The 24,206-nt window shown below is 62.7% G+C and carries 23 protein-coding genes and 1 other RNA gene; 19 read left to right on the forward strand and 5 right to left on the reverse strand.

Annotated features, from left to right (window positions below):
* From ACY3GB_RS00005 to ACY3GB_RS00030, 6 genes are all read left to right on the forward strand, one after another.
* A partial coding sequence (locus ACY3GB_RS00005) for a hypothetical protein (protein ID WP_346196247.1) occupies positions 1–566 on the forward strand: 566 nt, incomplete at its 5' end.
* Between the two features lie 39 nt (positions 567–605).
* Positions 606–1,352, forward strand: coding sequence for a MotA/TolQ/ExbB proton channel family protein (locus tag ACY3GB_RS00010; protein WP_463086880.1), 747 nt, complete (start codon positions 606–608; stop codon positions 1,350–1,352).
* A gap of 6 nt (positions 1,353–1,358) precedes the next feature.
* Positions 1,359–1,802, forward strand: coding sequence for an ExbD/TolR family protein (locus ACY3GB_RS00015; protein WP_046159195.1), 444 nt, complete (start codon positions 1,359–1,361; stop codon positions 1,800–1,802).
* 10 nt (positions 1,803–1,812) lie between these two features.
* Positions 1,813–2,235 (forward strand): ExbD/TolR family protein, encoded by a 423-nt coding sequence (locus ACY3GB_RS00020; protein ID WP_463086881.1) that lies wholly within the window; start codon positions 1,813–1,815, stop codon positions 2,233–2,235.
* 75 nt (positions 2,236–2,310) lie between these two features.
* Positions 2,311–4,314, forward strand: a complete 2,004-nt coding sequence (locus tag ACY3GB_RS00025) for a M13 family metallopeptidase (protein ID WP_463086882.1) — start codon at positions 2,311–2,313, stop codon at positions 4,312–4,314.
* Between the two features lie 299 nt (positions 4,315–4,613).
* Positions 4,614–5,369 (forward strand): endonuclease, encoded by a 756-nt coding sequence (locus tag ACY3GB_RS00030; RefSeq protein WP_463086883.1) that lies wholly within the window; start codon positions 4,614–4,616, stop codon positions 5,367–5,369.
* Positions 5,370–5,450: 81 nt separating this feature from the next.
* Here ACY3GB_RS00030 and ACY3GB_RS00035 read toward each other — a convergent pair whose 3' ends face one another.
* From ACY3GB_RS00035 to dinG, 3 genes are all read right to left on the reverse strand, one after another.
* On the reverse strand, positions 5,451–6,632 hold the full coding sequence (locus tag ACY3GB_RS00035; RefSeq protein WP_463086884.1) for a porin: 1,182 nt from the start codon (positions 6,630–6,632) through the stop codon (positions 5,451–5,453).
* Positions 6,633–6,807: 175 nt separating this feature from the next.
* Positions 6,808–7,122 carry a DUF3579 domain-containing protein gene (locus ACY3GB_RS00040; protein ID WP_046158927.1) on the reverse strand — a complete coding sequence of 105 codons (315 nt, stop codon included), beginning with the start codon at positions 7,120–7,122 and terminating at the stop codon, positions 6,808–6,810.
* A gap of 117 nt (positions 7,123–7,239) precedes the next feature.
* A complete protein-coding gene (gene dinG / locus ACY3GB_RS00045) occupies positions 7,240–9,363 on the reverse strand; it encodes an ATP-dependent DNA helicase DinG (protein WP_463086885.1) in 2,124 nt (707 codons plus the stop codon).
* A 160-nt stretch (positions 9,364–9,523) separates the two neighbouring features.
* On the opposite strand from dinG, the gene ACY3GB_RS00050 reads away from it, so the two are divergent.
* From ACY3GB_RS00050 to ACY3GB_RS00070, 5 genes are all read left to right on the forward strand, one after another.
* Positions 9,524–11,482: an aminotransferase class I/II-fold pyridoxal phosphate-dependent enzyme gene (locus ACY3GB_RS00050; RefSeq protein ID WP_463086886.1), complete on the forward strand. Its 1,959-nt coding sequence runs from the start codon at positions 9,524–9,526 to the stop codon at positions 11,480–11,482.
* Positions 11,483–11,671: 189 nt separating this feature from the next.
* Positions 11,672–12,595, forward strand: a complete 924-nt coding sequence (gene argF / locus ACY3GB_RS00055; protein ID WP_463086887.1) for an ornithine carbamoyltransferase — start codon at positions 11,672–11,674, stop codon at positions 12,593–12,595.
* A 47-nt stretch (positions 12,596–12,642) separates the two neighbouring features.
* Positions 12,643–13,869 (forward strand): argininosuccinate synthase, encoded by a 1,227-nt coding sequence (locus ACY3GB_RS00060; RefSeq protein WP_463086888.1) that lies wholly within the window; start codon positions 12,643–12,645, stop codon positions 13,867–13,869.
* Positions 13,870–13,951: 82 nt separating this feature from the next.
* Positions 13,952–14,851 (forward strand): DMT family transporter, encoded by a 900-nt coding sequence (locus tag ACY3GB_RS00065; protein ID WP_463086889.1) that lies wholly within the window; start codon positions 13,952–13,954, stop codon positions 14,849–14,851.
* 15 nt (positions 14,852–14,866) lie between these two features.
* Positions 14,867–15,070 (forward strand): DUF2788 domain-containing protein, encoded by a 204-nt coding sequence (locus tag ACY3GB_RS00070; protein ID WP_463086890.1) that lies wholly within the window; start codon positions 14,867–14,869, stop codon positions 15,068–15,070.
* Positions 15,071–15,164: 94 nt separating this feature from the next.
* On the opposite strand, the gene ACY3GB_RS00075 is transcribed toward ACY3GB_RS00070, so the two are convergent.
* Complete coding sequence (locus ACY3GB_RS00075) at positions 15,165–15,425, reverse strand: hypothetical protein (protein WP_463086891.1); 261 nt, start codon at positions 15,423–15,425, stop codon at positions 15,165–15,167.
* A gap of 244 nt (positions 15,426–15,669) precedes the next feature.
* On the opposite strand from ACY3GB_RS00075, the gene ACY3GB_RS00080 reads away from it, so the two are divergent.
* From ACY3GB_RS00080 to ACY3GB_RS00100, 5 genes are all read left to right on the forward strand, one after another.
* Positions 15,670–15,960 carry a hypothetical protein gene (locus ACY3GB_RS00080; protein ID WP_463086892.1) on the forward strand — a complete coding sequence of 97 codons (291 nt, stop codon included), beginning with the start codon at positions 15,670–15,672 and terminating at the stop codon, positions 15,958–15,960.
* Positions 15,961–16,052: 92 nt separating this feature from the next.
* Positions 16,053–16,574: a hypothetical protein gene (locus ACY3GB_RS00085; RefSeq protein WP_463086893.1), complete on the forward strand. Its 522-nt coding sequence runs from the start codon at positions 16,053–16,055 to the stop codon at positions 16,572–16,574.
* A gap of 158 nt (positions 16,575–16,732) precedes the next feature.
* The gene (locus tag ACY3GB_RS00090; RefSeq protein WP_463086894.1) at positions 16,733–17,323 is read left to right on the forward strand and encodes an MFS transporter; all 591 of its coding nucleotides are present in this window, start codon (positions 16,733–16,735) and stop codon (positions 17,321–17,323) included.
* On the forward strand, positions 17,320–18,204 hold the full coding sequence (gene hslO, locus ACY3GB_RS00095) for an Hsp33 family molecular chaperone HslO (RefSeq protein WP_463086895.1): 885 nt from the start codon (positions 17,320–17,322) through the stop codon (positions 18,202–18,204). The genes ACY3GB_RS00090 and hslO overlap by 4 nt, the downstream gene beginning before the upstream one ends.
* Before the next feature lie 264 nt (positions 18,205–18,468).
* Positions 18,469–21,090 carry a M9 family metallopeptidase N-terminal domain-containing protein gene (locus ACY3GB_RS00100; protein WP_463090903.1) on the forward strand — a complete coding sequence of 874 codons (2,622 nt, stop codon included), beginning with the start codon at positions 18,469–18,471 and terminating at the stop codon, positions 21,088–21,090.
* A gap of 79 nt (positions 21,091–21,169) precedes the next feature.
* On the opposite strand, the gene ACY3GB_RS00105 is transcribed toward ACY3GB_RS00100, so the two are convergent.
* On the reverse strand, positions 21,170–22,243 hold the full coding sequence (locus ACY3GB_RS00105; protein WP_463086896.1) for a hypothetical protein: 1,074 nt from the start codon (positions 22,241–22,243) through the stop codon (positions 21,170–21,172).
* A gap of 104 nt (positions 22,244–22,347) precedes the next feature.
* On the opposite strand from ACY3GB_RS00105, the gene ACY3GB_RS00110 reads away from it, so the two are divergent.
* The 3 genes from ACY3GB_RS00110 (at position 22,348) to ssrA (ending at position 24,182) form a co-directional block, all read left to right on the forward strand.
* A complete protein-coding gene (locus tag ACY3GB_RS00110; protein ID WP_463086897.1) occupies positions 22,348–23,070 on the forward strand; it encodes a GAF domain-containing protein in 723 nt (240 codons plus the stop codon).
* A 60-nt stretch (positions 23,071–23,130) separates the two neighbouring features.
* On the forward strand, positions 23,131–23,748 hold the full coding sequence (gene ribA / locus ACY3GB_RS00115) for a GTP cyclohydrolase II (protein WP_166440823.1): 618 nt from the start codon (positions 23,131–23,133) through the stop codon (positions 23,746–23,748).
* Between the two features lie 69 nt (positions 23,749–23,817).
* Positions 23,818–24,182: a transfer-messenger RNA gene (gene ssrA, locus ACY3GB_RS00120) on the forward strand.
* Positions 24,183–24,206: the final 24 nt, after the last annotated feature.

Genomic DNA, 24,206 nt, shown 5'->3' on the forward strand with positions numbered 1-24,206 from the left:
TGATCTACGCGCTGGTGACAGGCCTGGCCCAGGGGGTGGTCAAGGTGATCCAGCAGAAAGTGGAAGTGTCGGTGATCAGCGAACCGCCGCCGCCGCCCCCTCCGCCGCCGCCGAAGATCGAGAAAGTGGTGCAGCAGCCGACGACGCCGAAGCCGCAGGCCTACGTGCCGCCGGTGGTGAATCCGCCGCCGGTCACGCAATCGGCCAACGCCATCCAGGCGGTGACTTCCGATCCGAAGCCGCAACCGGCGCCGACGCCGGCTCCGGCGGTGGAAGCGCCGAAAGGCCCGGTCTCGGCCAAGGCCAACTGCAGCCACCTGGAAGCGCCGGAGTATCCGTCCAAGGCCCAGGAAGACGAAATCCAGGGCGTGGTGTCGGTGGTGTTCAGCGTGGGCGCCAGCGGCAAGTTCGGCGGCGAGGCCAGCTTCAACTTCAGCGGCGACATTCCGCCGCGCTACCGCAGCAGCTTCAAGTCGGCGATCACCACCGCATTGCAGGGTTACACCTGCCAGGCCAATTCCCAGCTGAAGCAGGAATTCGGCTTCAAACTCGACTCTGGCGCCTAAGTCGCCCAGGGCATCTCAAGACACAAAGGAGCAAATACCATGATCAAGAACACTCGCGCACTGCTGGGCAAAGTCCTGGGCGCCGCCGGCCTGCTGACCGCACTGCCGGCGCTGGCGGCGGAGACCGTCAGCACCTCCAATCCGTACGGCATCGACGCGCTGTGGTCGCAAGGCGACTTCGTGGCCAAGGGCACGCTGATCATTCTGCTGATCATGTCGGCCTCCACCTGGTACGTCGGCATCGTCAAGTTGCTGGAACAACGCCGCCTGATCAAGCAGGGGCATGAACTGCTGGGCCACCACGGCACGGATCTGCAAAAAGCCGCCAGCGAACTGGCGGACGAAGGGATGTACAGCGCGGTGGCGCAAGCCGGCATCGAAGCGGCCGCCGAGCACAAAGGCGAACTGGCCAACCGCGTCGACCTGAACACCTGGGTGGCGATGGCGATTTCGGACGCGGTGGACTCCGCCAGCCACCACATGCAAAACGGCCTGTCGGTGATCGCCACCGTGGGCTCCACCGCGCCGTTCGTCGGCCTGTTCGGCACCGTCTGGGGCATTTACCACGCGCTGGTGAAGATCGGCACCTCGGGCCAGGCCTCGATCGACAAAGTGGCGGGCCCGGTGGGCGAAGCGCTGATCATGACCGCGATCGGTCTGGCGGTGGCGGTGCCGGCGGTGCTGGGATACAACTGGCTGGTGCGCCGCAACAAGCTGGTGCTGGACAACGTCCGCGTGGTATCCGGCCGTCTGCACGCCAGCCTGCTGAACAACCCGACCCGGTAAACGGCCATGGCGCGTTACAAGCGATTTGGCCACGGCAAGGGCGACGAAGACCAGGTGCTGTCGGCGATCAACACCACGCCGCTGGTGGACGTGATGCTGGTGCTGCTGATCATCTTCCTGATCACGGTGCCGGTGGTGACGCAGACGGTGAAGATGACGCTGCCGAAAGAGCAGAACATTCCGACGCAGACCAAGCCGGAGAACGTGGTGCTGGGGGTGGGGCCGGACAGCCGCATCTACTGGAACATGTCGCCGGTGAAGGACCAGCAGGAATTGCTGGCGCGGCTGGTGAAGGAAGCGAAGAAAGACCCGCAGCCGGAAGTGCACATCCGGGGCGACGCGACGGCGAAGTACGCGCCGATCGGCCGCATCGTGCTGGCGGTGCAGCAGGCGGGGATCGTGAAGATCGCGTTCATCACGGAGCCGCCGGCGCCCGGCGGCGGCGAGTAGGAGAAGAGACATGGCGATGAATGTGGGGTCGTCGGGAGAAGACGACCTGATGATGGAAATCAACACCACGCCGTTGATCGACGTGATGTTGGTGATGCTGATCATGCTGATCATCACGATACCGATCCAGACGCACGCGGTGAAGCTGGACATGCCGCAGAACACGCCGGCGAAGCCGTTGGCGAAGCCGGTGGTGGTGCAGATCGACATTGCGCCGGACAGCGCGGTGATGTGGAACGGCGAGCGCTTGGCGAACCGGGAGGCGCTGGAGGCGAAGCTGTCGGCGGCGGGGAAGGCGGATCCGCAGCCGGAGCTGCACATCAAGCCGAACAAGGATGCGAGTTACGCGCCGGTGGCGATGGTGCTGGCGGAGTCGCAGCGTTTGGGTTTGACCAAGCTGGGCATCGTCGGCTCGGAACAGTTCCTGCAGTAGACGGTCTTTAAGGATCGGACAGGAAAGGCAGCTTCGGCTGCCTTTCTTTTCTCGAAACACGCATGGAGAAGTTCAATGAAGATGCAAGCGTTGGCGTGGGCACTGCTGCTGGCAGGCCAGGCATGGGCGCATGGCGTGTCCGGGATCGACGCCGCCAATTTCAATTCCAGCATCCGTCCGCAGGACGATATCTATCTGGCCGTCAACGGCAAGTGGCTGGACACGCATGAGATTCCCGCCAGCGAGTCCTGGAGCGGCGCTTTCAAGGATCTGCGGGATCTGAGCGAAGCGCGAAGCCGCGAATTGATCGAGCAGGCTTTGGCTGGCCAGGCTAAGGATGGCAACGCGCAGAAGATCGGCGCCGCATACGCCAGCTTCATGGATGAGGCCGCGGCGGAAAAAAAGGGTTTGCAGCCGATCGAGCCGGATCTGCAGGCGATCACCTTGCTGGCGAGCCGCAATGAGCTGTTGAAATTGATCGGCGGCGGGCAGTCAGGCAACGTCAAGCTGCCGCTGGCCTTGTACGTGGGGATCGACGCCCGCGACGCGACCGCGTATTTGCCTGACCTGTACCAGAGCGGCTTGCTGATGCCCGATAGAGACTACTACCTGGGCAAGGATGCGCGTTTCGCCAAGGCGCGGGAGGCTTATCAGGTTTATCTGGGCCGTTTGTTCCGCCTGGCTGGATATGCGCAACCGGAAAAGCGTGCCAAGCGCGTGATCGCGCTGGAAACCAAGCTGGCGCAGCTGCAGCGAAGCAGGGTGGAAAACCGCGATCCGCAGAAGACCTACAACAAGATGACGCCGGCCCAGTTGGCCAAACTGGCGCCCAAGCTGGATTGGCATGGTTTCCTGTCCGCGGCCGGCATGCCCGGGATCGCCGCGTTGAACGTCAGCCAACCGGAGTACGTGGCGGGTCTGGCTCAACTGCTGCGCAAGGAACCCTTGCTCGCGTGGCAGGACTATCTGATCGCGCACACCTTGGACGGCTATGCGCCCTATCTGGGCAAGGCGATGGTCGATGCCAGGTTTGATTTCCACGGCAAGGCCTTGTCCGGCACGCCGGAGCAGCGGCCGCGCTGGAAGCGGGGCGTGCAGTTGGTGGAGTCATCCCTGGGCGAGGCGCTGGGGCAGCTGTATGTGTCCAAGTATTTTCCGCCGGAACACAAGCGCAAGATGGAGGAGCTGGTCGGCAACCTGATGCAGGCCTATCGTCAGAGCATCGACGGTTTGAGCTGGATGAGCCCGGCGACCAAACAGGCTGCGCAGGTCAAGTTGTCCAAGTACATGCTGAAAATCGGCTATCCCGAGCATTGGCGCGACTATTCCGGCCTGGAGCTCAAGCCCGATGACCTGGTGGGCAACGTCAAGCGCGCCAATCAGTTCGATTACCAGTGGCAGCTGTCGCATCTGGGCAAGCCGGTGGACCGGACGGAATGGGGCATGACGCCGCAGACGGTCAATGCCTATTACAATCCTTCCCAGAATGAGATCGTGTTCCCAGCCGCCATTCTGCAGCCGCCGTTCTTCAATGCCGCGGCGGACGATGCGGTCAATTACGGCGGCATCGGCGCGGTGATCGGGCATGAGATCAGCCATGGCTTCGATGATCAAGGCAGCCAGTTCGATGCCGACGGCAATCTGCGCGACTGGTGGACGGCGGAGGACAAGGCGCGCTTCCATGAGCTGACCAGCAAGCTGGTGGCGCAATACGACGCGTACGAGCCGCTGCCGGGCAAGCACATCAATGGCAAGCTGACCCTGGGCGAGAATATCGCCGACAACGTGGGTCTGCAGATCGCCTACAAGGCGTATCAGCTGTCGCTGGGCGGCAAGCCGGCCCCGGTGATCGATGGCATGAGCGGCGATCAGCGCTTTTTCTACGGTTTTGCCCAGGTCTGGCGCGGCAAGACCCGCGATGAGGCCTTGCTGGCCCGGCTGGTTTCCGACCCCCACTCTCCGGATGCGTTCCGGGCGATCGGCGCCACCTCGAACAGCGATGCCTTCCAGCGCGCTTTCGAAGTGAAGCCGGGGGACAAGATGTATAAGCCAGAGGATCAGCGTATTCGCATCTGGTAGTGAGAATCTCTTACCATCTCACTTCGGGATGGGCTGAACGCGGGCAGGCGCCGAATTTGCGGATGCTTGCCCGCGTTTCGCATGCGCGGTGGTTCGGGAGGTGATGAGGCAGACTGCGGATTTCTCGGCGTGTCGGACTGTCAGCAGCTGAAGGAGGTGGATAATCTGGCAATGGTATTGCTGTAATTGGTTCCGGTGCATACACTTCGCAGATGCACAAATTCATGCCTTTCATACTTGTCGCAACTTTAACCGCTTGCGATTCGCATCAAATCAATCAGATAGCAAAATCCCCGGAAGTGAAGCAGTTGGCTGCTCTGGGCGAGTCCATCCTGTCATCGGCGGCGTCGCAGCAATCCGGAGGCGTGCCATCTCAAGTCAAGGCCGAGCCCTTGGTCAGCGGCGGCAAGGCGATCGGCCATCGCGACTTCGCCGCCGCCAAGCGCATTTTGCCGCGCGTGTACTCAGGCATGGAGGTGGACTTCTATTGCGGTTGCCGCTATCAGGGCAAGGCGGTTGATTGGCAGTCTTGCGGTTACCAGCCGCGCAAGTCCGAAGCGCGCGCCAGCCGCATCGAGTGGGAGCATGTGGTGCCGGCTTGGGTGTTGGGACACCAGCGCCAGTGCTGGCAGCAGGGCGGCCGCAAGGCTTGCGGCGATCAGGATCCATTGTTCCAGATGGCGGAGGGGGATCTGAACAATCTGGTCCCGGCGGTAGGGGAGGTTAACGGCGACCGCGCCAATTTCGCCTACGGAGCTTGGGAAATCCATCCGCGGCCTATCTATGGACAGTGCCAATCCTTCGTGGATTTCAAGCAAAAGCGTTTCCAGCCGCGGGAAGAGGTGCGCGGCGCGGCGGCGCGCATCACGCTATACATGCACCAGCGCTATGGCTTGAGGATGAGTCAACAGGATCGGCAGCTGATGTGCGCATGGGCGCGGCAACACCCGGTGGATGAGTGGGAGCGCCAGCGCAACAAGCGCATCGTGCAATGGCAGGGCGAGGGTAATTTCCTGGTATCCCAGCCAGAGGAACTGAGCAGGGTTTGCGGCTAATCCGCTTTATTGGGCATCGACGATAAAAAACGCCACGGCATGATGCCGTGGCGTTTGGTTTGAAGCCGTTCCGCGCAAGGCTTAGAAGGAAACCTTCATGCCGAAGCCAAATGCTTGCGGGCTGTTGCCAGAGGTCAGGCCAGCGTTGGGTTGGCCCAAGTGGTTGTCGTAAACCGCATCATTCGCAAAGTTGGCGGAAGCCTTGGCGTTGTTGGTGATCTTGGTGTAGTAAGCGATCAGCTGAGTGGTCTTGGACAGGTCATAAGTACCGCCCAGAATCCATTGTTTAGCCTTGTAGTCACTACTGTTGGAAGCAGCGGATACGTTCTTCAGGCTGCCCAGTTGGCCATAGCCCAGTTTGATCGAAGCAGCGCCAAAGTCCTGGCCTAGAGCGATCATCCAGTCATCCTGCTTCAGCTGAGCACCGCCAACGTTGTCGTAGGTGGCCCACTCGTAATAGCCGCCGATGTAGGTGCCAAAGTCGAATTTGTAGCTACCGGCAATGTTGTACATGGTGACATTCTTGCCAGAGAAGCCAGTGCCTACCGTGTTGGAGTCGCCATTCACTGCACTGTCATAGCGACGGTCCCAGGCGGTGCTCAGGTTCAGGCTTTGCCAGTTGTAAGCCAATCCCAGCGATAGGCGCTTGGAGTCTGTAGCGGAACCATTGCTCGGTTTGGTTTGGTCAATAACGCGTGCTTCGTCCACACCCCAAGATGCGCCCAGCTTGAAGCCAGCCCAGCTCGGCGAGTACCAGTGAATGGAATTCTTCAGGCGCTCTTCGCCACGACCGTTGACAGAAGACTTGCCGAAGTTTTCAGCTGTGGTATTGATCAGGACATCTACGCCAAGCGCGCTGTTGCCGCTGCCGGACAGAACTTTGTAGGCAGAGTCGTTGTTGCCCAGCAGTACTTTACCGAAGTCGGCGTTTTCGATGCCGACGAAGGTGTTGCGGGTACCAAACGATGCTGAATTGCCTTTGTCGTCGGTACCGCCATTTTCGAAGTTGCGCAGGCTGCTTTCCACTTGCCAGATGGCCTTGGTGCCGTTGCCCAGGTCTTCGTTGCCCTTGAAGCCGATGCGGGAGTTGTAGTCGGAAACGCGGGTACGCGAGGTGTAGTCGTTAGCAGGGTTGCCGTTGCCGGTGGCCTTGACGGACTCAATGCCTGCGCTCAGGAAACCATAGATGGTCACGTCGGCGTGAGCCGCGACCGGGACGATGAACAGAGATGCAACGATGGCTGCCAGATTCTTCTTTTGCATGATGAACTCCAAGTCAAGTCTGTGGTTCTGTTGTGAAGCAGTGAAGAGACCGTGTCCGGTTTTGGCAACGCTTGCACGGCTGCTTCACGACTTTGTATTAGTTTAGCCACAGAATATGACGGGAGTGTTGCGAAGACTGGTAAAAAGAGTGGTATCGATGCGACGCCTGTTGCGATTATGCCGAAAACTTGTTCGGATAGATCTCGTCGATCAGTGTCCGACAATCGACTACGCGCAGATCATTGTCTTTTGCAAAGTCCATCAGGAACTGAAAGATTTGCGGATAGATTTTCTCCAGCTTCTTGTCCACGGCGACGCAGCGAACGCCCTCCAGCAGCATGGGGCGGACAAAGGCATGGTAGGACAGCTTCTGATTGGTGTCGAAGGAGGCCAGGATGCCCGCCAGTCGCTCGGCCCAATCGCTGGGGCGGAATGTGCGGCCTTCTGAGGTCAGGCCCTGGATCACGATTTCGTACGGATTGCAGATCATGGCGGTGGAACCAGTGTGTTTGCTTTTGGTGTAGCCTGTTTTGTTGTCCGTGCTAAGACGTTTTTTCTAGGCCGACGACTTTTACTTATGCGAAAGTTTTGTGATCATACCTGAAAATCATATGCGCTTGAATGGCGGCAGCGAAGCCAGCAGCTTTTTGCCGTAACTTTGTCGCGTCAAGCGGTTATCCAGGATGGTCACGCGGCCGTAATCGCGTTCGGTTCTGATCAAACGGCCCACGGCTTGCACCAGCTTGATCGAGGCTTCCGGCACAGTCAGCTCGATGAAGGGGTTGCCGCCGCGCTTTTCGATCCAGCGGGACAGGGTCTTGCCCACCGGGTCGTCCGGCATCGCGAACGGCAATTTGGCGATGATCACATGCACGCAGCTCTCGCCCGGCAGGTCCAGCCCTTCCGAAAACGAATCTAGGCCGAAAATCACGCTGGCCTGCTGGTCTTTCAGCCGCTGGTGATGGGTGTCCAGCAGCGTGCGCTTGGGAATGTCGCCCTGGATCAGCAGCCTGTCCCGCAGCGCTGCGGGCAGGCCGGCGGCCACTTCCTGCATCTGTTTGCGGGATGAGAACAGCACCAGGGTGCCCACCGGCTCTTTCAGGTCGATCAGCTTGGGCAGCCATTCGATGATTTCGCGGGTATGGCCGCCCGGGTCTTTGGGGCTGGCCAGCAGCGGCGGCAGGTAGAGCTCGCCCTGCTCGTCGAAGTTGAACGGCGATTCCAGCGCCATGCAGCTGACCTTGGGCAGCCATTTCAGGCCGGTCTGCGACAGCAGCAGTTCGAAATCGCCGAGCGAGCGCAACGTGGCGGATGTCAGGATGGCGCCGGCGGCGCGGCGCCACAGCGTGGCGGCCAGGCTGGCGGCGGCGCTGACCGGCGAGGCCGAGAACAGGTAGTCGCCCTTGCCCTCGGCGCGGCGGGTGATCCATTTGGCGATTGGCGGCGCGTTTTCCGGCGTTTCGGTATCGAACAAATCCCATACCGCGCTCAGTTGTTCGGCGCGGCCGATCAGGAAGCCTAATTCGGTAGCGGTTTTGTCCAGATCCACGTCGCCGCTCTTGTCCTTGCGGGCCTCGGACAGCGCGTTGCCCATGTCGTCCAGTTGCTTGGCCAGCGCGCGGGCGGATATCGCCATATTCGCGGCCGAGGCTTTCAGCCGTTCCGGCAGTACACCGTCTTCGATCAGCCAGGATGGCTCCAGATTGTCGCTGCTGGCGGCCAGCGAGTCTTCGCTGCCCAGCAGCCATTGCCATTCGGTCAGCGTCTCCACGCAGGCGGCGGCGGAGTCGATCGCGTTGCTGGCCAGTTCGGCCTTGCCGGTGTGCGCTTCTGCATGCACGACCACCGCGCCCACCTTGTCCAGCCAGCCCAGCGCCTGGCCCAGTGAGTGCTCGGCGGCGAACTGGTTGACCGCCTTCTTCGCCAAGTGGTGCGCCTCGTCTATGCAATAGAAGCTTTCCTCCGGGGCGGGCAGGATCACGCCGCCGCCCATAGCGACGTCGGCCAGCATCAGGTCGTGGTTGGCCACCACCACGTCGACGTTTTCGAGGGTGTCGCGGGCGAGGTAGAACGGGCATTCGACGCGGTTGGGACAGGCGGTTTTCAGGCAGCCGTGGCGGTCATTGGTGACGCGCGCCCATAGGCCGTCTTCCACGATGCTGTCCCAGGTGTCCCGGTCGCCGTTCCATTTGCGGTAATGGAAGGCGTCGGCCATCGCGCTCAGCGCGTCCAGCTCGGCCTGTTCCGGCTTGTGGTCCCACAGCGCCATCATCGGATCGGGCTGCAGCAGGCTCTGCTGCGCGTGCTGGGCGGTGAGGCCGTACAGGCGGTACGGGCACAGGTAGCGGCCGCGGCCCTTGGCCAGCGCGAAGGTCAGCGGCAGGCCGCTGTTTTCGACGACGAAGGGCAGGTCGCGGTTGACCAGTTGTTCTTGCAGCGCCACGGTGGCGCTGGTGACTACCAGCTTCTTGCCGCGCGCGCGCGCCATCACGCCGCCGGCCAGCAAATAGGCCAGGCTCTTGCCGACGCCGGTGGGGCCCTCTATCACCGTGATGCTTTCGCCTTCGCGCTCCGGCCAGTCATCGCCGACTTTTTCCTGGGCGCGCGACAAGGCATTGGCGATTTCAGCCAGCATGCGGCGTTGCGAGGCGCGCGGGCGGAAGCCCGGCAGGCGGTCGGAAATGGCGCGGTAATGGTCGCGGATGGAGTCTTTTTCGGCGTCGGTCAGCATGGCAGCGATTGTACCGCATGCGACCGTTGTGCGCCTGCATAATGACGGCGGGCACAAGATGTGGATAGGATAGGCGACAAACAAAAAATACAGAACAGCGCGTACGTCCGGACAGACGCTAAAAACAAGTGCGCGGCAAACAGCAAGAGGAGAAACCTTCATGAAACCCGTTAGCCGCGTTGTCGTGGTCAGCGACGATGTGACATGGCAGGCCGAAGTGCTGGCCGGTCTGGGAGCCGCCGCGGTGCGGCTGGAGAATCCATTTGGTTTGACCTTCGTGCCCGCCTGCACCACGGCGGAGACGATGGATCTGATCGCCCGCGACGGCGAAGTCCAGGTGGTATTGGTGGATCGGCAGCTGAAAGGCACCGCCAACGGCGAGGCCGCGGCCCAGCTGGCGAACCGCATCAGCGACTTTCGCCCGGAGACCTCGCTTTACGTCTTCTTGCAGGACGACGACGAGCGGGCGCTGGTGGAAGAGCTGGCCAGCCACGCGGTGGATGGCTATTTCTATCGCGACGAGGCCGATTTCAACGGCTGGTTCCGCATACTGGTGGCGGAATTGGCGGAAAAGTCGGCGACGCCGTTCTACGACAAGCTCAAGCAATACGTGCGGATGGCCAAGGATTCCTGGCACACGCCGGGCCATTCCGGCGGCGACTCGCTGAAAGGCAGCAACTGGGTCGGCGATTTCCATGATTTCGTCGGCGAGCACCTGCTGCGGGCTGACTTGTCGGTATCGGTGCCGATGCTGGACTCGCTGCTGCATCCGACCGGCGTCATCGCCGAGGCGCAGATGCTGGCGGCCAAGGCCTTCGGCGCGCGCAAGACCTATTTCGCCACCAACGGCACCTCCACCTCCAACAAGGTGATCTTCCAGACGCTGCTGGCGCCGGGCGACAAGCTGCTGCTGGACCGCAACTGTCACAAGTCGGTGCATCACGGGGTGATCCTCTCCGGCGCGCGGCCGGTGTATCTGGATTCGTCGGTCAACCGCCAGTACGGCATCTTCGGCCCGGTGCCCAAGACCACCATCTACCAGGCGATAGACGACAATCCGGACGCGCGGGTGCTGATTCTCACCTCATGCACTTATGACGGCCTACGCTACGATCTGAAGCCCATCATCGAAGCCGCGCACGAAAAGGGCATCAAGGTGATCGTCGACGAAGCCTGGTACGGTTTCGCGCGCTTTCACCCCGCGTTCCGGCCGACGGCGCTGGAGTCGGGCGCCGACTACGTGACCCAGAGCACGCACAAGGTGCTGTCGGCGTTCTCGCAGGCCAGCATGATCCATGTCAACGACCCCCGTTTCGACGAGCACCTGTTCCGCGAAAACTTCAACATGCACGCGTCCACCAGTCCGCAGTACAGCCTGATCGCCAGTCTGGACGTGGCGCGCAAGCAGGCGGTGACGGAAGGCTACAGACTGCTGGACCGCACCTTGAAGCTGGCGCAGGAGCTGCGCGAGAAAATCAACTCCACCGGCGCCTTCCGCGTGCTGGAGCTGGGCGATCTGCTGCCGGAAGAGGTGAAGGAGGACGGCATCCTGCTGGATCCGACCAAGCTGACGGTGGATTTCAGCCGTTCCGGCTTCACCGCCGACGAGCTGCAGCAGGCGCTGTTCGAGCGCTACAACATCCAGGTGGAGAAGTCGACGTTCAGCACCATCACGCTGCTGCTGACCATAGGGACCACCCGCAGCAAGCTGTCCCGCCTGTACGACGCGATGCTGCGCCTGGCCAAGGAGGGGCGTCCACCGCGGGCGTTGGGGCGCATGCCGGAAATTCCGCATTTCTCGCGCTTGGCCTGCCTGCCGCGCGACGCTTTCTACGAGGCCGGGGAGAGGCTGCCGCTGCTGGATGACGATGGCCGGCCGAATCCGGCGTTGAGCGGGCGGGTGTGCTGCGACCAGATCGTGCCGTACCCGCCGGGCATTCCGGTGCTGGTGCCGGGGCAGGTGGTGGACGACACCATTCTGGCTTATCTGGCGCGGCTGCAGAAGACGCAGAAAAGCATTGAAATGCATGGTTTGGCGGAGGACGGCGGCGAATTCTACCTGCGCGTGCTGAAGCCGCAGGAGCTGGCGGAATTGCCGGGGCGTAGTTTGTTCAATTGAATGCTTGTCAGGCAGGAGGATTTCCGATAAATATAACAAATGTCGCATTTCTGTAAATCATGCTTATGTATTTGCAGGGGACGATATTTGTAAAGTGACTTGAGACTAGCGTGTAGTAATGTGCCGTTGCGCATGAAACCACCTCTCGGTGTTGCACGCGCAGCGGCCTCTTTTTTTGATTGGAGCACCATGACGTCCGTAAGGCATTACCTTCAGTTCAGCGATCTTTCTCCCGACGAGTACCACCATCTCTTCGAGCGAAGCAGGGTCCTGAAGCGACGACAAAGCGCCGGCGAGTTGCATCGGCCGCTGGTCGGCAAGGTGATGTCCATGGTGTTCGAAAAGAATTCCACCCGTACCCGCGTCTCTTTCGAGGCCGGCATGGCCCAGCTGGGCGGCCACGCGATGTTCCTGGACACCAAGAGCTCGCAGATCGGCCGCGGCGAGCCGATCGAGGACACGGCGCGCGTGCTGTCCCGGATGAGCGACATCATCATGATCCGGACCTTCGAGCAGAGCCTGGTCGAGCGGCTGGCCGCGCATTCGCGCGCGCCGGTGATCAATGGCCTGACCAACGAGTACCACCCGTGCCAGATATTGGCCGACATCTTCACCTATGTGGAGCGGCGGGGTTCGATCAAGGGCAAGACCGTGGCCTGGATCGGCGACGGCAATAATGTCTGCCGCACCTGGCTGCAGGCCGCGCGCGTGCTCGGCTTCAAGCTGAGAGTGGCGTCGCCGCTCGGTTACGAGCTGAAGCCGCTGGACGGCCATCATTATGGTTCGGACGTGCTGGAACTGACCCAGGATCCGGCCCGCGCCGCGCACGGCGCCGACATCGTCACCACCGACGTGTTCACCAGCATGGGCTTCGAGGCCGAACAGAAGGCTCGTCTGGAGGCTTTCTCCGGCTACCAGGTGACGGCGGAGCTGATGAAGCATGCCAAGCCGGACGCGCTGTTCCTGCACTGCCTGCCCGCGCACCGCGGCGAGGAAGTGGCGGCCGAGGTGATAGACGGCCCGCAGAGCGTGGTCTGGGACGAGGCTGAAAACCGCATGCACGTGCAAAAAGCCCTGATCGAATATCTGTTGCTGGGGCATCGCGAGGACTGAGTCCCGCCCGGCGATCGATAAACAAACAACGAGTGGAAAGAGAAGCAATGTCTGACATCAAGAAAGTGGTTTTGGCGTATTCCGGCGGTCTGGATACCTCGGTGATCCTCAAGTGGCTGCAGGACGAGTACAAGTGCGAAGTGGTGACCTTCACCGCCGACATCGGCCAGGGCGAGGAAGTGGAGCCGGCGCGCCAGAAAGCGGTATCGCTGGGCATCAAGCCGGAGAACATCTTCATCGAGGATCTGCGCGAAGAGTTCGTCCGCGACTATGTGTTCCCGATGTTCCGCGCCAATACCATTTACGAAGGCGAGTACCTGCTGGGCACCTCCATCGCCCGGCCGCTGATCGCCAAGCGCCAGATCGAAATCGCCAACCAGGTGGGCGCCGACGCGGTGTCGCACGGCGCCACCGGCAAGGGCAATGACCAGGTCCGCTTCGAGCTGGGCTATTACGCGCTGAAGCCGGACGTGAAGGTGATCGCGCCGTGGCGCGAGTGGGATCTGCTGTCGCGAGAGAAGCTGCTGGCGTATGCCGAAACCCACGGCATCGACATCAGCAAGAAGAAGAACGGCGGCAGTCCGTACTCGATGGACGCCAACCTGCTGCATATCTCCTATGAAGGCACGGTGCTGGAAAACCCGGCGCAGGAGCCGGAAGAGGATATGTGGCTGTGGAGCGTCAGCCCGGAAAACGCGCCGGACCAGGCCGAGTACGTGGAGCTGGAATACCGCAACGGCGACATCGTCGCCGTCAACGGCCAGGCGCTGAGCCCGGCAGCGGTGCTGACCGAGCTCAATCGCCTGGGCAACAAGCATGGCATCGGCCGGCTGGACATCGTAGAGAACCGCTATGTCGGCATGAAGTCGCGCGGCTGCTATGAAACCCCGGGCGGCACCATCATGCTGAAGGCTCACCGCGCCATCGAGTCCATCACCCTGGACCGCGAGGTGGCCCACCTGAAGGACGAGCTGATGCCGAAGTACGCGCAGCTGATCTACACCGGCTACTGGTGGAGCCCGGAGCGCGCGATGCTGCAGCAGATGATCGACGCGTCGCAAGCCACGGTGAACGGTTGGGTGCGGCTGAAGCTGTACAAAGGCAATGTGATCGTCGTCGGCCGCGAGTCCAAGACCGACTCGCTGTTCGATCCGGCCATCGCCACCTTCGACGAAGACGGCGGCGCCTACAACCACGCCGACGCGGCCGGCTTCATCCGCCTGAACGCGCTGCGGATGCGCATCGCCGCCAATGCGCGGAGCAAGCGCGGCTGATACAATCCATTCATACCGTTGACATGGCGGCCGTTCGGCCGCCATTTTTCGTTCTTTAAGCAGGCAAGGAGAGGTGTCGCGCATGCGGGCGAGCAGTTGGATTCCGTGGGTTTTTGTCGTGTTGTGGAGCACTGGCTTTACAGGCGCCAAGCTCGGCTTGCCGTATTGCGGGCCGTTTACTTTTCTTGCGATCCGGATGGCGCTGACCCTGCTGTGCTTCGCGGCGTTGCTGGCCGCGCTGCGCCCCGCCTGGCCGACATTCGCGCAGGCGCGGCGGCAGTGGGTGAGCGGCGGCATGCTGCATGGCGGCTATCTGGGTTGCCTGTTCGCGGCGATCAAGCTGGGGGTGCCCGCCGGCCTGGCGGCGTTGATCATGGGCATGCAGCCTTTGTTGACCGCTCTGATTTCCTGGCGGCTGGGCGAGAAGCGCTTTCGCGCCATCCAGTGGCTGGGCATGGCGCTGGGGCTTGCCGGCACGGCACTGGTGATTGCGGGCAGCAAGGGCGTGGCTCTGGCTGGCGGCGCCGGCGCGGCCTTCGTGATCGCCGGATTGCTGCTGATCACCGGCGGCACGCTTTACCAGCGCTACCGCGGCGGCGGAGCGCATCCGGTCGCCGGCGCGTTTCACCAGTATCTGTCCGCGCTGGCAGTAACCGGCGCGCTGGCTTTGCTGTTCGAGCGGGGAGAGGCGGTGGTGTGGAGCGGAGAGTTCATCTTCGCCTTGGGCTGGAGCGTGACGATGTTGTCGGTGCTGGCGGTTCTGCTGCTGCTGCGCATGCTGCGCGACGGCGATGTCAGCCGGGTGGCGGCCTATCTCTATCTGGTGCCGGGCCTGACGGCGGTCCAGGCCTGGTGGTTGTTTGACGAGCGCTTGAGCCCGGCGGCGATGGGAGGTATCGTGTTGGCAGCCGTCGGCGTGGCCTTGGTGCTGCGCGGCGGGGATCTTCGTTTACCGGGCCGTTTCAGGAGCGGACGGGGCTGAACAGGGATGGGTAACGTGTCGGAAGAGCAATTCACGAATATCTCGTTGGTGGTATGCCTGACTGGGCTGATCATTTTCATGGGCTTCATCATCTGGGACTTGGGCAAGAAGTCCAAGGCCGGCAAGACCGGCATGATCGTTTTGTTCCTGGTGCTGGGGTTTGGCGTCACCGGGTTTGTCTTCAAGAACATTCTGGTGGAGTTTCTGCTGAACAAGTAAGCTTGGCTGCAGGTTTGGGCGGGAAGGCTTCGCCTGGTGAAAAGTTTAAAAGCCAAGCCCCGCTCGATGCGGGGCTTGGCTTTTTTAGGGGGGCTCAGGCGATCTTGGCTCGCAGCGCCGTTTCGGCTTTGGGTTTGCGGACCTCGGGATGATCGATGCGCACCACCTGCATCATTGCCATGTCCTTCAGACGGCGGCGCAAGGGATGGGTGTCGGCCGCGGCCTCAACAATGCCCTGGGCTTCGTCGACCGAAACCTGTTGCTTGTCCTGGATCTGTTGTTTCTCAAACCAGGTCAGGGGGCGCTGCAGGATGGCCTCCAACGGCTCATCCAGTTCGAAGTTGCTGTCAAGCATGGCACTCACCTCTTTGGAAGGGGTCTCCGCCTTTGGCTGATGGCTGGGGCGGGCTGAACATTGCCCTTGTATCTTACGAGGCTGGAGGGGTTTTGTTTATAAGTAGGAACCGCTAGTTTGGCGGGAAATGTCCGGAAGAACAGTAGTTTACTGCGCTTGGGCTGATGGTGTCGTCTGTCAGCGGGTTGCCGGAGGCGATGATCGGTAAGCTGATCCTGTATTCATGACAGGAGGACTGATCATCATGTTTGGCAAGTTGCGCGATTACCGCTTGTATGTGTTGATTCTGCCCGCTGTGGCGGGTTTGTGCTGGATAGACCGCGTCGTCGCCGTCACGTGGCTGCAACTGGGCCTGGCCTTGCCGGTGTTGGTGGGCGTGGCGTTGCTGCTGCGCAAGGTGCTGTTCCATTCCGATGTCAGCCAGGCTGCCGACCTGGCGCTGGCTTCGCCGGTGGGGGCGTCGCTGGTGGTGCTGGCCGACAGGCTGTTCATGGCCGCCGTATTGCTGGCGGGCGTGCTGTGGCTGCGGGGCTGAGCGTCGGCGCGTTGGCCTTGCTGCCGCTGTTGAATGCCGCCGCGACCCAGCATTGGCCGGACATGCCGTCGCGTTCCGTGCTGGCGGCCCAGGTGGAGCAGGAGAGCGGGTGGCGCGAGCGGGCGGTGCTCAAGACTTCCCGCGAATACGGCGCCGGGCTCGGCCAGTTCACCAAGGCGTATCGGGCGGATGGCGGGGTTCGTTTCGACGCGATCCGGGAGATGGCGGCGCGCCATCCAGCGTTGCGCGGCTGGAGTTGGCAGAACGCTTTCGACCCGAGCTACCAGTTGACGGCGATGGTGCTGAAGAACCGCGACAACTATCGGCTGATACGCTGGGCAGAAGGCGAAGACCGGTTGGCGATGATGGATGCCGCCTACAATTCCGGCTTTGGCTCGGTGCTGCAGCGGCGCCGCTTGTGCGCCAACATGGCGGGCTGCGATCCAGCGCGCTGGTTCGGCGGGCTGGAAAAAGCCAGCGGCCAGTCAAGGCGCCGGCAGGCCGGTTACGGGCAGTCCTTCGCCGACATCACCAATACCCATGTCCGCAACGTGATGGTGCTTCGAAGGGCTAAGTATCGGCCCTATTTCGGCGAAGCGGCCGGATCGCGCTGAGCCGGACGGGCGGCGCTCCTGGGGGCACCGCCTTTCGGGCGCTGGATCGCTGGGCCCTTATGGTATAATCGCCGGTTTCGCTTTGCGCCGGGATTGCAAAATGCCGGCTTCGGTCCCATCTTGAAGGACTGTTTTCAAGAATATGACAAGGTAGCCGCATGACAACCATCGTGGCCGTGCGCAAGGGCGACCAGATCGCCATCGCCGCCGATAGCCAAACCACTTTCGGCGATGACCAGAAGCTTCTCGCGCCGTACGACTGCTGCCACAACAAGATTTTCCGCCACGGCGACAACTATCTGGCCGTGTCCGGCTCCGCCGCGCACGACCTGGTGCTGCAGGGCGCGTTGAAAGAGCTGAAGAAAAAGGATCTGAGCAGCCGCCAGGGCATCTTCGACACCTTCCGCAAGCTTCACCCGAAGCTGAAGGACGCGTTCTACATGCGTCCGGAGGAGGATGAGGAAGATCCTTACGAGTCCAGCCAGATGATGGTGGTGATCGCCAACGCCCACGGCATTTTCGGCGTGTATCCGATGCGCGAGATCTACGAATTCTCCCGCATCTGGGCGATAGGCTCGGGCCGCAAGTTCGCGATGGGCGCGATGCACGCGGTCTACGACCAGGATCTGTCGGCCCGGGAGATCGCCGAGATCGGCGTGCGCGCCGGCTGCGAATTCGACGTCAGCTCCTCGCTGCCGATGTCTGTCTATACCGTTGAAGCGGCCGCCGGGGCGGCCAAGGAAGCATGAATATGAACCACCACGACAAACTGCAACGATTCCTGTTCGACGGCGCGCCGGTGCGCGGCGCGCTGGTGCGCCTGGATGGCGCCTGGCAGCAGGTGCTGGCGCGGCGCGCCTACCCGCAGGCGCTGAAGACCGTGCTGGGCGAGATGATGGCGGCCTCGGTGCTGATGGCGGCCAACCTGAAGTTTGACGGTTCGCTGATCCTGCAGATCCACGGCACCGGCGCGCTGAAGCTGGCGGTGGTCGAGTGCAACAACGACCGCACCGTGCGCGCCACCGCCAAGTGGGACGGCGATCTGGACGGCAGGCCGCTGAAAACGCTGTTGGGCGAGGGCGGAAAATTCGTGCTGACGCTGGAGCCGCGCCTGGACAAAAATCAGACCTGGCAAGGCATCGTGGCGCTGGAAGGCGACTCCGTCGGCCAGATGCTGGAAAACTACATGTTGCGCTCCGAGCAGCTGGACACCGCGCTGGTGCTGGCCAGCGGCGACGAGGCCGCCGCCGGCATGCTGCTGCAGCGTTTGCCGGAAGGCCATGGCGAAGCCGAGGGCTGGGACCGCGTCAAGATGCTGGGCCGCACGCTGAAGGCGGAAGAGCTGCTGGAGCTGGGCGCCGAGGATATTCTGCATCGTCTGTTCCATGAGGAGCAGGTGCGGGTGTTCGAGCAGGAAACCGTCAGCTTCAACTGCAACTGCTCGCGCGAGCGCGTCAGCAATATGCTGACCATGCTGGGCGGCCAGGAAGTGGGCGATGTGCTGCTGGAGCAGGGCAGCGTGGAAATCGTTTGCGACTACTGCAACCAGCGTTATGTGTTCGACGAGGAAGACGCCAACCAGTTGTTCGACTACGACGTGGTGGCGGCGGCGCGCGAAGCGCGTCATTGATGCCCGCAACTTCCGTTCAAAAAAGGCCGCTTATGCGGCTTTTTTTGTATTTTCTTAAGCTGAAATTGGGCGTGAAAATTAACTGGCCTGTTTTGTTGTTTAAGATCACGATCTGGCCTTAAACACAATATTCAATATCAGTGATATCCATTATGCTTCGCGACGCTTGGCTGGTTAGCCTGGCGTCATTTTAACAAGCCATTGGATGACTGAATGAATACAACAACACTACCGCGTCGGTATCGGGCGTGGGGACTTTCCGTGATGGTGCCGCTGGCCTTGTCCGCCTGCCTGACGACGACAGGCGGCGGCCAAACCGGCTCGCAGCAACCCGCGCCGCAGGCCAATCAGCCCAGCGCGCGCTATTCCTCCCACTCTCCGGCGTTGTCGGAAAAACCGGATTACCCGCACGGCTTGCCGCCGGCGGCGCCGGATAACGGCGGCGCGCAGCCGCCGGCCAAGCCGCAGGGCCAGCAAGGCCAGATCGCCCGCAAGGCGGCCCGGGTGGATGCCGCCGCGCCGGCCTATGCCGACTGCGACGAGGCTAAGCTCGGCCAGCTGTCCGGACAGGCGCTGGTGCGCTACGTGGCCAGCGTGGACGGCACTTGCATGAACCGCCTGTTCCAGGCGGACAACTTCAGCTACCGCGTGGTGTCGCCGGCCAATATGCAGCTGGTGGCGGCCGAGGCGCGCCAACGCGCGACCGCCTGGGATGGGCAGAACGCCAACGGTCTGTGGCCGCTGGCGGTGTTCCTGAAGGCGGGCTACTTCCTGCAGTACAGCCATGCCAAGGAAGTGGGCGATTACGGTCCGACGGTGGACCAGCCGGTGATGCAGGTAGTGGAGGCGATGGCCGCCAATCCGGCGCTGTGGAACGTCAAGGCCATCGACAGCCGCGGCGACCACGACGCCTGGTTCCGCGAGCGCGACGCCCGGCAGAGCGTGGCGGAAACCTTGATCCTGGCGGACTCGGTGCGCAAGGCCGAGTATGCGCTGCCGCTGCTGAACCGCTTCTTCGGCCGCTACAACGCTGCCGCCAAGGACAATTGGGCGCGCTTCGCGCTGCACCCGATGCAGACGCTGCTGTTCAATATGCATTACCAGCCCGAATTCGCCCAGAAGGTGGAAAAGGGCCAGCTCGACGGCCTGGTGGCCAGCCTGGCAGGGCTGACCCGCGCTGGCCAGCCGGCGTTCGCCGACGAGCAGATGTTCCTCAACACCCTGCGCGAAACCGGCCGCTTCATGCAGTATCCGCGCACCGCGCCGCAAGCCGAGTCCGCCGTCGCCCTGCATCTGAAGGGCGAGAAGTTCGGCGCCGCCTGGGCCGAGGCCGTGTACGCGCTGAAGAAGCTGGGCAAGGTGCCGTGCGAGCGCTATGGCATCTGCCAGGCCGAGCAGGAGCTGCGCGCCAGCCTGTTCCCCAACCGCTGGAGCTTCGACAACGGCAAGCTGGTGTTCGAAACCCCGCTGAGCCTGGCCGAGGTGGAGCCGCTGTACTACGCGATGAAGCAGGTGCAGACCCAGCTGTTCCGCGTGGCCGGCACCAAGGAGGCGGTGGCGAACGATCCCAATGAAAAGCTGAAGATGGTGATCTACGGCACCAAGACCGCCTATCAGCGCTTCCAGGGTCTGCTCAACGAGCTGTCCACCGACAACGGCGGCATCTACATCGAGAAGGACGGCACCTTCTACACCTTCCAGCGCGAAGTGCCGCGCGAGAGCTACCTGACTCTGGAAGAGCTGGTGCGCCACGAGTATGTGCACTATCTGTCCGGCCGCTACATCCAGCCGGGCATGTGGGGCACGTCCGAGTTCTACCGCGACGACCGCCGCATGCCGTGGTACGACGAGGGCTTCGCCGAATTCATGGCCTGGAGCACCTCGCGCGACGGCATCAAGGTGCGCGGCCACGTGGTGGACGTGGTGGCCGGCGGCTGGCCGAACAGCTTCCTGGAGCCGTCCCGCATCATGCGCTCCAGCTATAGCGACGGCTGGGATTTCTACAGCCACTCCGCGCTGTGGTTCTACTATCTGAACCAGCAGCAACCGGGCAAGATCGCCGACATCCTGGCCGCGCTGCGCGCCGACGACGTCAAGCGCTTCGACGCCTTGGTGAACAGCATGGGCGGCGACGCCGCGCTGGTGTCCGGTTTCCGCCAGTATGTGGAGCAACAGGTGCAAGCGGCCAAGTCCGGCCAGCTGGGCAATACCTCTACCGTTGAGGGCGTGGACTGGGTGGCCAAGGACAAGTGGCAGGCCGGCGACGCCAGCGCGGTGGAGGCCGCGATGCGCCGCTCGCTGCCGGTGGGTTGCCAGGTGTGGGCCGACGGCGAAACCAGCGCGCTGCGCCGCTTCGAATGCAGCGGCACGCTGCCGCTGTCCGCCAGCGACAACACCCGCGCGCGCCAGGAGCTGGACAAGCTGCTGGACGGCGCGCTGCAAAACCTGGTGAAGACCGGCGGCGTCAACAACCTGATGGCGACCAACTGCTCGGCCACCGACTACGACTTCAAGCGCAAGACCGCCGTGATGCGTTGCGAAGGTCCGCTGGGCCCGGCCGGCAGCGCCAAGCCGCAACCGCCGCAAACCGGCGAGTTGAGCCTGGCCAAGCTGAGCTATGCCGGTCCGGCGCGCTGCCTGCGCGGCCAGCTTGAGGGTGTGGGCGGCGTGGAGCGCTATCAGCTGGTGCAGGCGCCGCAGCTGGGCCGCGCGGCGATGTCCGACTGGGGTTCGTTCACGTATCGCCGCGACCTCGATCAGCCGGGCGTGGCCGACAAGATGACCGTCCGCCTCAGCAAGGGCGCGCAATCCCGCGACGTGGTGGTGGAACTGAACGCCACGCCTCGCGACATGCCTGAGGAGCAGTGCTGGGCGCAGGCCGGTTGATGGCTTGCCGCTAGCTGGAAAATCGAAAAAAGCCGGGTTCGCCCGGCTTTTTCTTTGACCTTCGATGCGGAACAGGCGTTTACAGCGGCTGCACGGCGATGGAGCCGGGCTTTGCCAGCCACTCGAGAAAAGCGTCGCCCAGCCGCTGGCTTTCCGCCGTGGCGGCGCGCCAGTGCTGACGGCGCAATTCGTCGCGCCCCAGGTAACGGCGGAAATCCTTGCGGTCCGGCAGGCGGCGGCCGGGGAGGGCGGCCAGGTATTCGCGCGACGGCACCAGCAGCACGGTATTGGCGTGATTGGCGGCGCCGGGCTTGCGCCAGGGCAGCGGCTTGTCGAACCAGCCGGGCACGATGCGGTCGGTGAAGTGCGGATACAGCGCGATGTCGTCGCCGTGGGCGAAGGGGAAATCGATGTGGTAGTCGGTGAGCCCACCGTCGCGGTAGATCGCTGCCGGCGCGTCCGGCAACTGCACGCCGTGCAGCACGCCGGGTATCGCCACCGTGCCCATCAGCGCCTGTTCCAGATTGCCGGCGGCCAACGGGTAGAGCCGGGTGGGAATGGCGTCGGCCGGCTGGAAGCGCAGCGCGCTGCGCGGATCGTGGCAGATCACCCGGCTGAAGCTGTGGCGGATCAGCGGGCGGGAGACGGCGTTCAGCGCCGCCGCCAGCGCCAGCCCGGGCAGCAGCGAGGATTTGGCCTCGCGGTTGGCCAGCCCGCGCGATTGCACCAGCAGCAGGCTCAGCCGGTGATGGGGATGCGTCAGGATGTTTTCGAAACCGTCCGGTCCCAGAATGTTATGCAGCATTCGCCGCGTCTGCGCGGTGATCTGCGCGACGGTGACGCCGGGATGGTAATGCTCGGCGGTGTAGCGTTCGGCCAGCCTTGCCAGCGCCTGGGCCGGGTCGGCCTGCATCGCGCAGGCGAAGCGCCAACCGCCTATCGACGCGCCCACCAGCTCGCGCTCCCTCGGCGCGCCGGCCAGCCAGCCGAACACCGCCTGGTCCAGCCCGGTGAGACCCACGGCCTTGGGTCCGCCGGCCGCGCCGGGCAGCACGCCCACCTGGGATGGATGGAGTCCCTGTTGCAGCAATCGGCGCGCTCGGGCGCCGGCCTTGATCACGAGCGGGGCTTGGCGGATATGAATGGCGGTCATTACGATATAAAGTGGCGAAATGGCGAAGCGTGGTCGGGTTTGATATCCTGTTGCGTTTCGAATGCAAGCGCGCCCTGGCGCGCCGCTGTTCAGGAGTCCCCCTCATGATACCCGCAAGCCAACTGACCGACTATCTGCGAGAGCAGGCGCTGAAACTCGACATGACCGAACTGCAGATCGCGGTGATGACATTGCAGGCCGTGATCGCCGTGAGCAAGCCGACTCCCAGCCGCGACCTGTACCGCTACAAAGTGCCCAAGCTGGGCGAGGGCGGCAGTTGCTCGCTGTTCGACGAGCTGGACGAAACCCCGTACGACCTGCGCGTGGTGCTGGGCGTGGAAACGCCCGAAACCACCGCCGGGCTGGTCAACCTGAACGCCTTGCTGGACTCGGTCAACGCCAAGATCGGCGCTGACTGGCTGGGTATTTACCGCAAGATCGGCGTCGGCAAGAACGCGGTGCTGGTCAAGCTGGCCTACAAGGGGGTGGAAAGCCGCGCCGAGTTTCCGTTGACGGAAGAGTTCGCCGAGTTCAGCAACAACAGCCGCGTCGGTCTCACCGGCTGGGCGGTGGTGGTGGACGACATCGAGCAATGGCGAGCCGAAGGCGGCGGCTACTATGAGTGCGACCCCAAGGTGAAAAGCGAGATCTGCCTGCCGGTCTTGCGCAGCGACGACAATGTGCTGGGCATCATCGACGCCGAATCCTTCGCCGCCGGCCACTTCACGCCTGAGCGCCAGGTATGGCTGGCGGCGCTGGCCATCGTGCTGCCGCAGATCCTGATCAATCTGCCGCCGCTTGAAAACGGGGAAAGCCTCCCCAACTAAGCATCATCACAGGCCGCCGCGCGGCCTTTTCGCATTGCATTCCTCAGCGTTGGAGAAGTCATGTCGCCGCACCCGCAACCCGCTCCCGAACCCATCATCCAGTACATCGCCAGCTGCAAGCTGCCCACGCCGTGGGGAGAGTTCGCCATGCATGGCTTCGAGGAGGAAAGCGGGCAGGAGCACGTGGCGCTGACGCTGGGCGAGGTGGGCGACGGCCAGCCGGTGCTGGCGCGGCTGCACTCGGAATGCCTGACCGGCGACGCGCTGTTCTCCTTGCGTTGCGATTGCGGCTTCCAACTGGAAGCCGCGATGGAGGCGATCAGCAAGGCTGGCCGCGGCGCGCTGCTGTATCTGCGCCAGGAAGGTCGGGGGATCGGCCTGATCAACAAGATCCGCGCCTACAAGCTGCAGGATGGCGGCGCCGATACGGTGGAGGCCAATGAGCGGCTGGGCTTCCCGGCCGATATGCGCGATTTCCGCATCGCCCGCCACATGCTGGAGCATCTGGGCATAGGCAGCGTCAAGGTGATGACCAACAATCCCCGCAAGCTGGCGACGCTAGAGAGCGCCGGCATCAAGGTGGTGGAGCGCGTGCCGCTGCAAGTGGGCCGCAATCCGTACAACGACCGCTACCTGGACACCAAGGCCGCCAAGCTGGGGCATATGCTGTTCAAGTAAATGGTGTTTGGCGGAGATGACCGGACTCGCCAAGCGATGATAGTTGTAATATAATGAACATTCTTATCTGGGGGCGACCTGGTTTCGACGGGGGTTGCGAAGCAGATGAGGGCATACCGGGATTTCAGTCACCCCGTAAAACGCTGAATTTATATAGTCGCAAACGACGAAACTTACGCTCTAGCAGCCTAACGGCCGGCTAGACACTACAACGGTTCGCAGATGGGCCGGGGGCGTCAAAACCCTGTAGTGTCACTCTACATCTGCTAGTGCTGCTCCGGGTTACTTGGTTCAGTGCGAAATAATAGGTAACTCGCCAAAGTCCAGCCTGTCCGTCGGCGTGGCGGAGGTTAAATCCAAATGACACGACTAAGTATGTAGAACTCACTGTAGAGGACTTTCGGACGCGGGTTCGATTCCCGCCGCCTCCACCACATTCAAAACCCAACCGTTCGCGG

It is taken from the genome of Chromobacterium sp. Ag138 (assembly GCF_055181315.1).

Coding starts and splice junctions, on each gene's coding strand:
- ACY3GB_RS00010 (WP_463086880.1), top strand. CDS start 606: ATGATCAAGAACACTCGCGCACTGCTGGGCAAAGTCCTGGGCGCCGCC.
- ACY3GB_RS00015 (WP_046159195.1), top strand. CDS start 1,359: ATGGCGCGTTACAAGCGATTTGGCCACGGCAAGGGCGACGAAGACCAG.
- ACY3GB_RS00020 (WP_463086881.1), top strand. CDS start 1,813: ATGGCGATGAATGTGGGGTCGTCGGGAGAAGACGACCTGATGATGGAA.
- ACY3GB_RS00025 (WP_463086882.1), top strand. CDS start 2,311: ATGAAGATGCAAGCGTTGGCGTGGGCACTGCTGCTGGCAGGCCAGGCA.
- ACY3GB_RS00035 (WP_463086884.1), bottom strand. CDS start 6,632: ATGCAAAAGAAGAATCTGGCAGCCATCGTTGCATCTCTGTTCATCGTC.
- ACY3GB_RS00040 (WP_046158927.1), bottom strand. CDS start 7,122: ATGATCTGCAATCCGTACGAAATCGTGATCCAGGGCCTGACCTCAGAA.
- dinG (WP_463086885.1), bottom strand. CDS start 9,363: ATGCTGACCGACGCCGAAAAAGACTCCATCCGCGACCATTACCGCGCC.
- ACY3GB_RS00050 (WP_463086886.1), top strand. CDS start 9,524: ATGAAACCCGTTAGCCGCGTTGTCGTGGTCAGCGACGATGTGACATGG.
- argF (WP_463086887.1), top strand. CDS start 11,672: ATGACGTCCGTAAGGCATTACCTTCAGTTCAGCGATCTTTCTCCCGAC.
- ACY3GB_RS00060 (WP_463086888.1), top strand. CDS start 12,643: ATGTCTGACATCAAGAAAGTGGTTTTGGCGTATTCCGGCGGTCTGGAT.
- ACY3GB_RS00065 (WP_463086889.1), top strand. CDS start 13,952: ATGCGGGCGAGCAGTTGGATTCCGTGGGTTTTTGTCGTGTTGTGGAGC.
- ACY3GB_RS00075 (WP_463086891.1), bottom strand. CDS start 15,425: ATGCTTGACAGCAACTTCGAACTGGATGAGCCGTTGGAGGCCATCCTG.
- ACY3GB_RS00080 (WP_463086892.1), top strand. CDS start 15,670: ATGTTTGGCAAGTTGCGCGATTACCGCTTGTATGTGTTGATTCTGCCC.
- ACY3GB_RS00090 (WP_463086894.1), top strand. CDS start 16,733: ATGACAACCATCGTGGCCGTGCGCAAGGGCGACCAGATCGCCATCGCC.
- hslO (WP_463086895.1), top strand. CDS start 17,320: ATGAATATGAACCACCACGACAAACTGCAACGATTCCTGTTCGACGGC.
- ACY3GB_RS00100 (WP_463090903.1), top strand. CDS start 18,469: ATGGTGCCGCTGGCCTTGTCCGCCTGCCTGACGACGACAGGCGGCGGC.
- ACY3GB_RS00105 (WP_463086896.1), bottom strand. CDS start 22,243: ATGACCGCCATTCATATCCGCCAAGCCCCGCTCGTGATCAAGGCCGGC.
- ACY3GB_RS00110 (WP_463086897.1), top strand. CDS start 22,348: ATGATACCCGCAAGCCAACTGACCGACTATCTGCGAGAGCAGGCGCTG.
- ribA (WP_166440823.1), top strand. CDS start 23,131: ATGTCGCCGCACCCGCAACCCGCTCCCGAACCCATCATCCAGTACATC.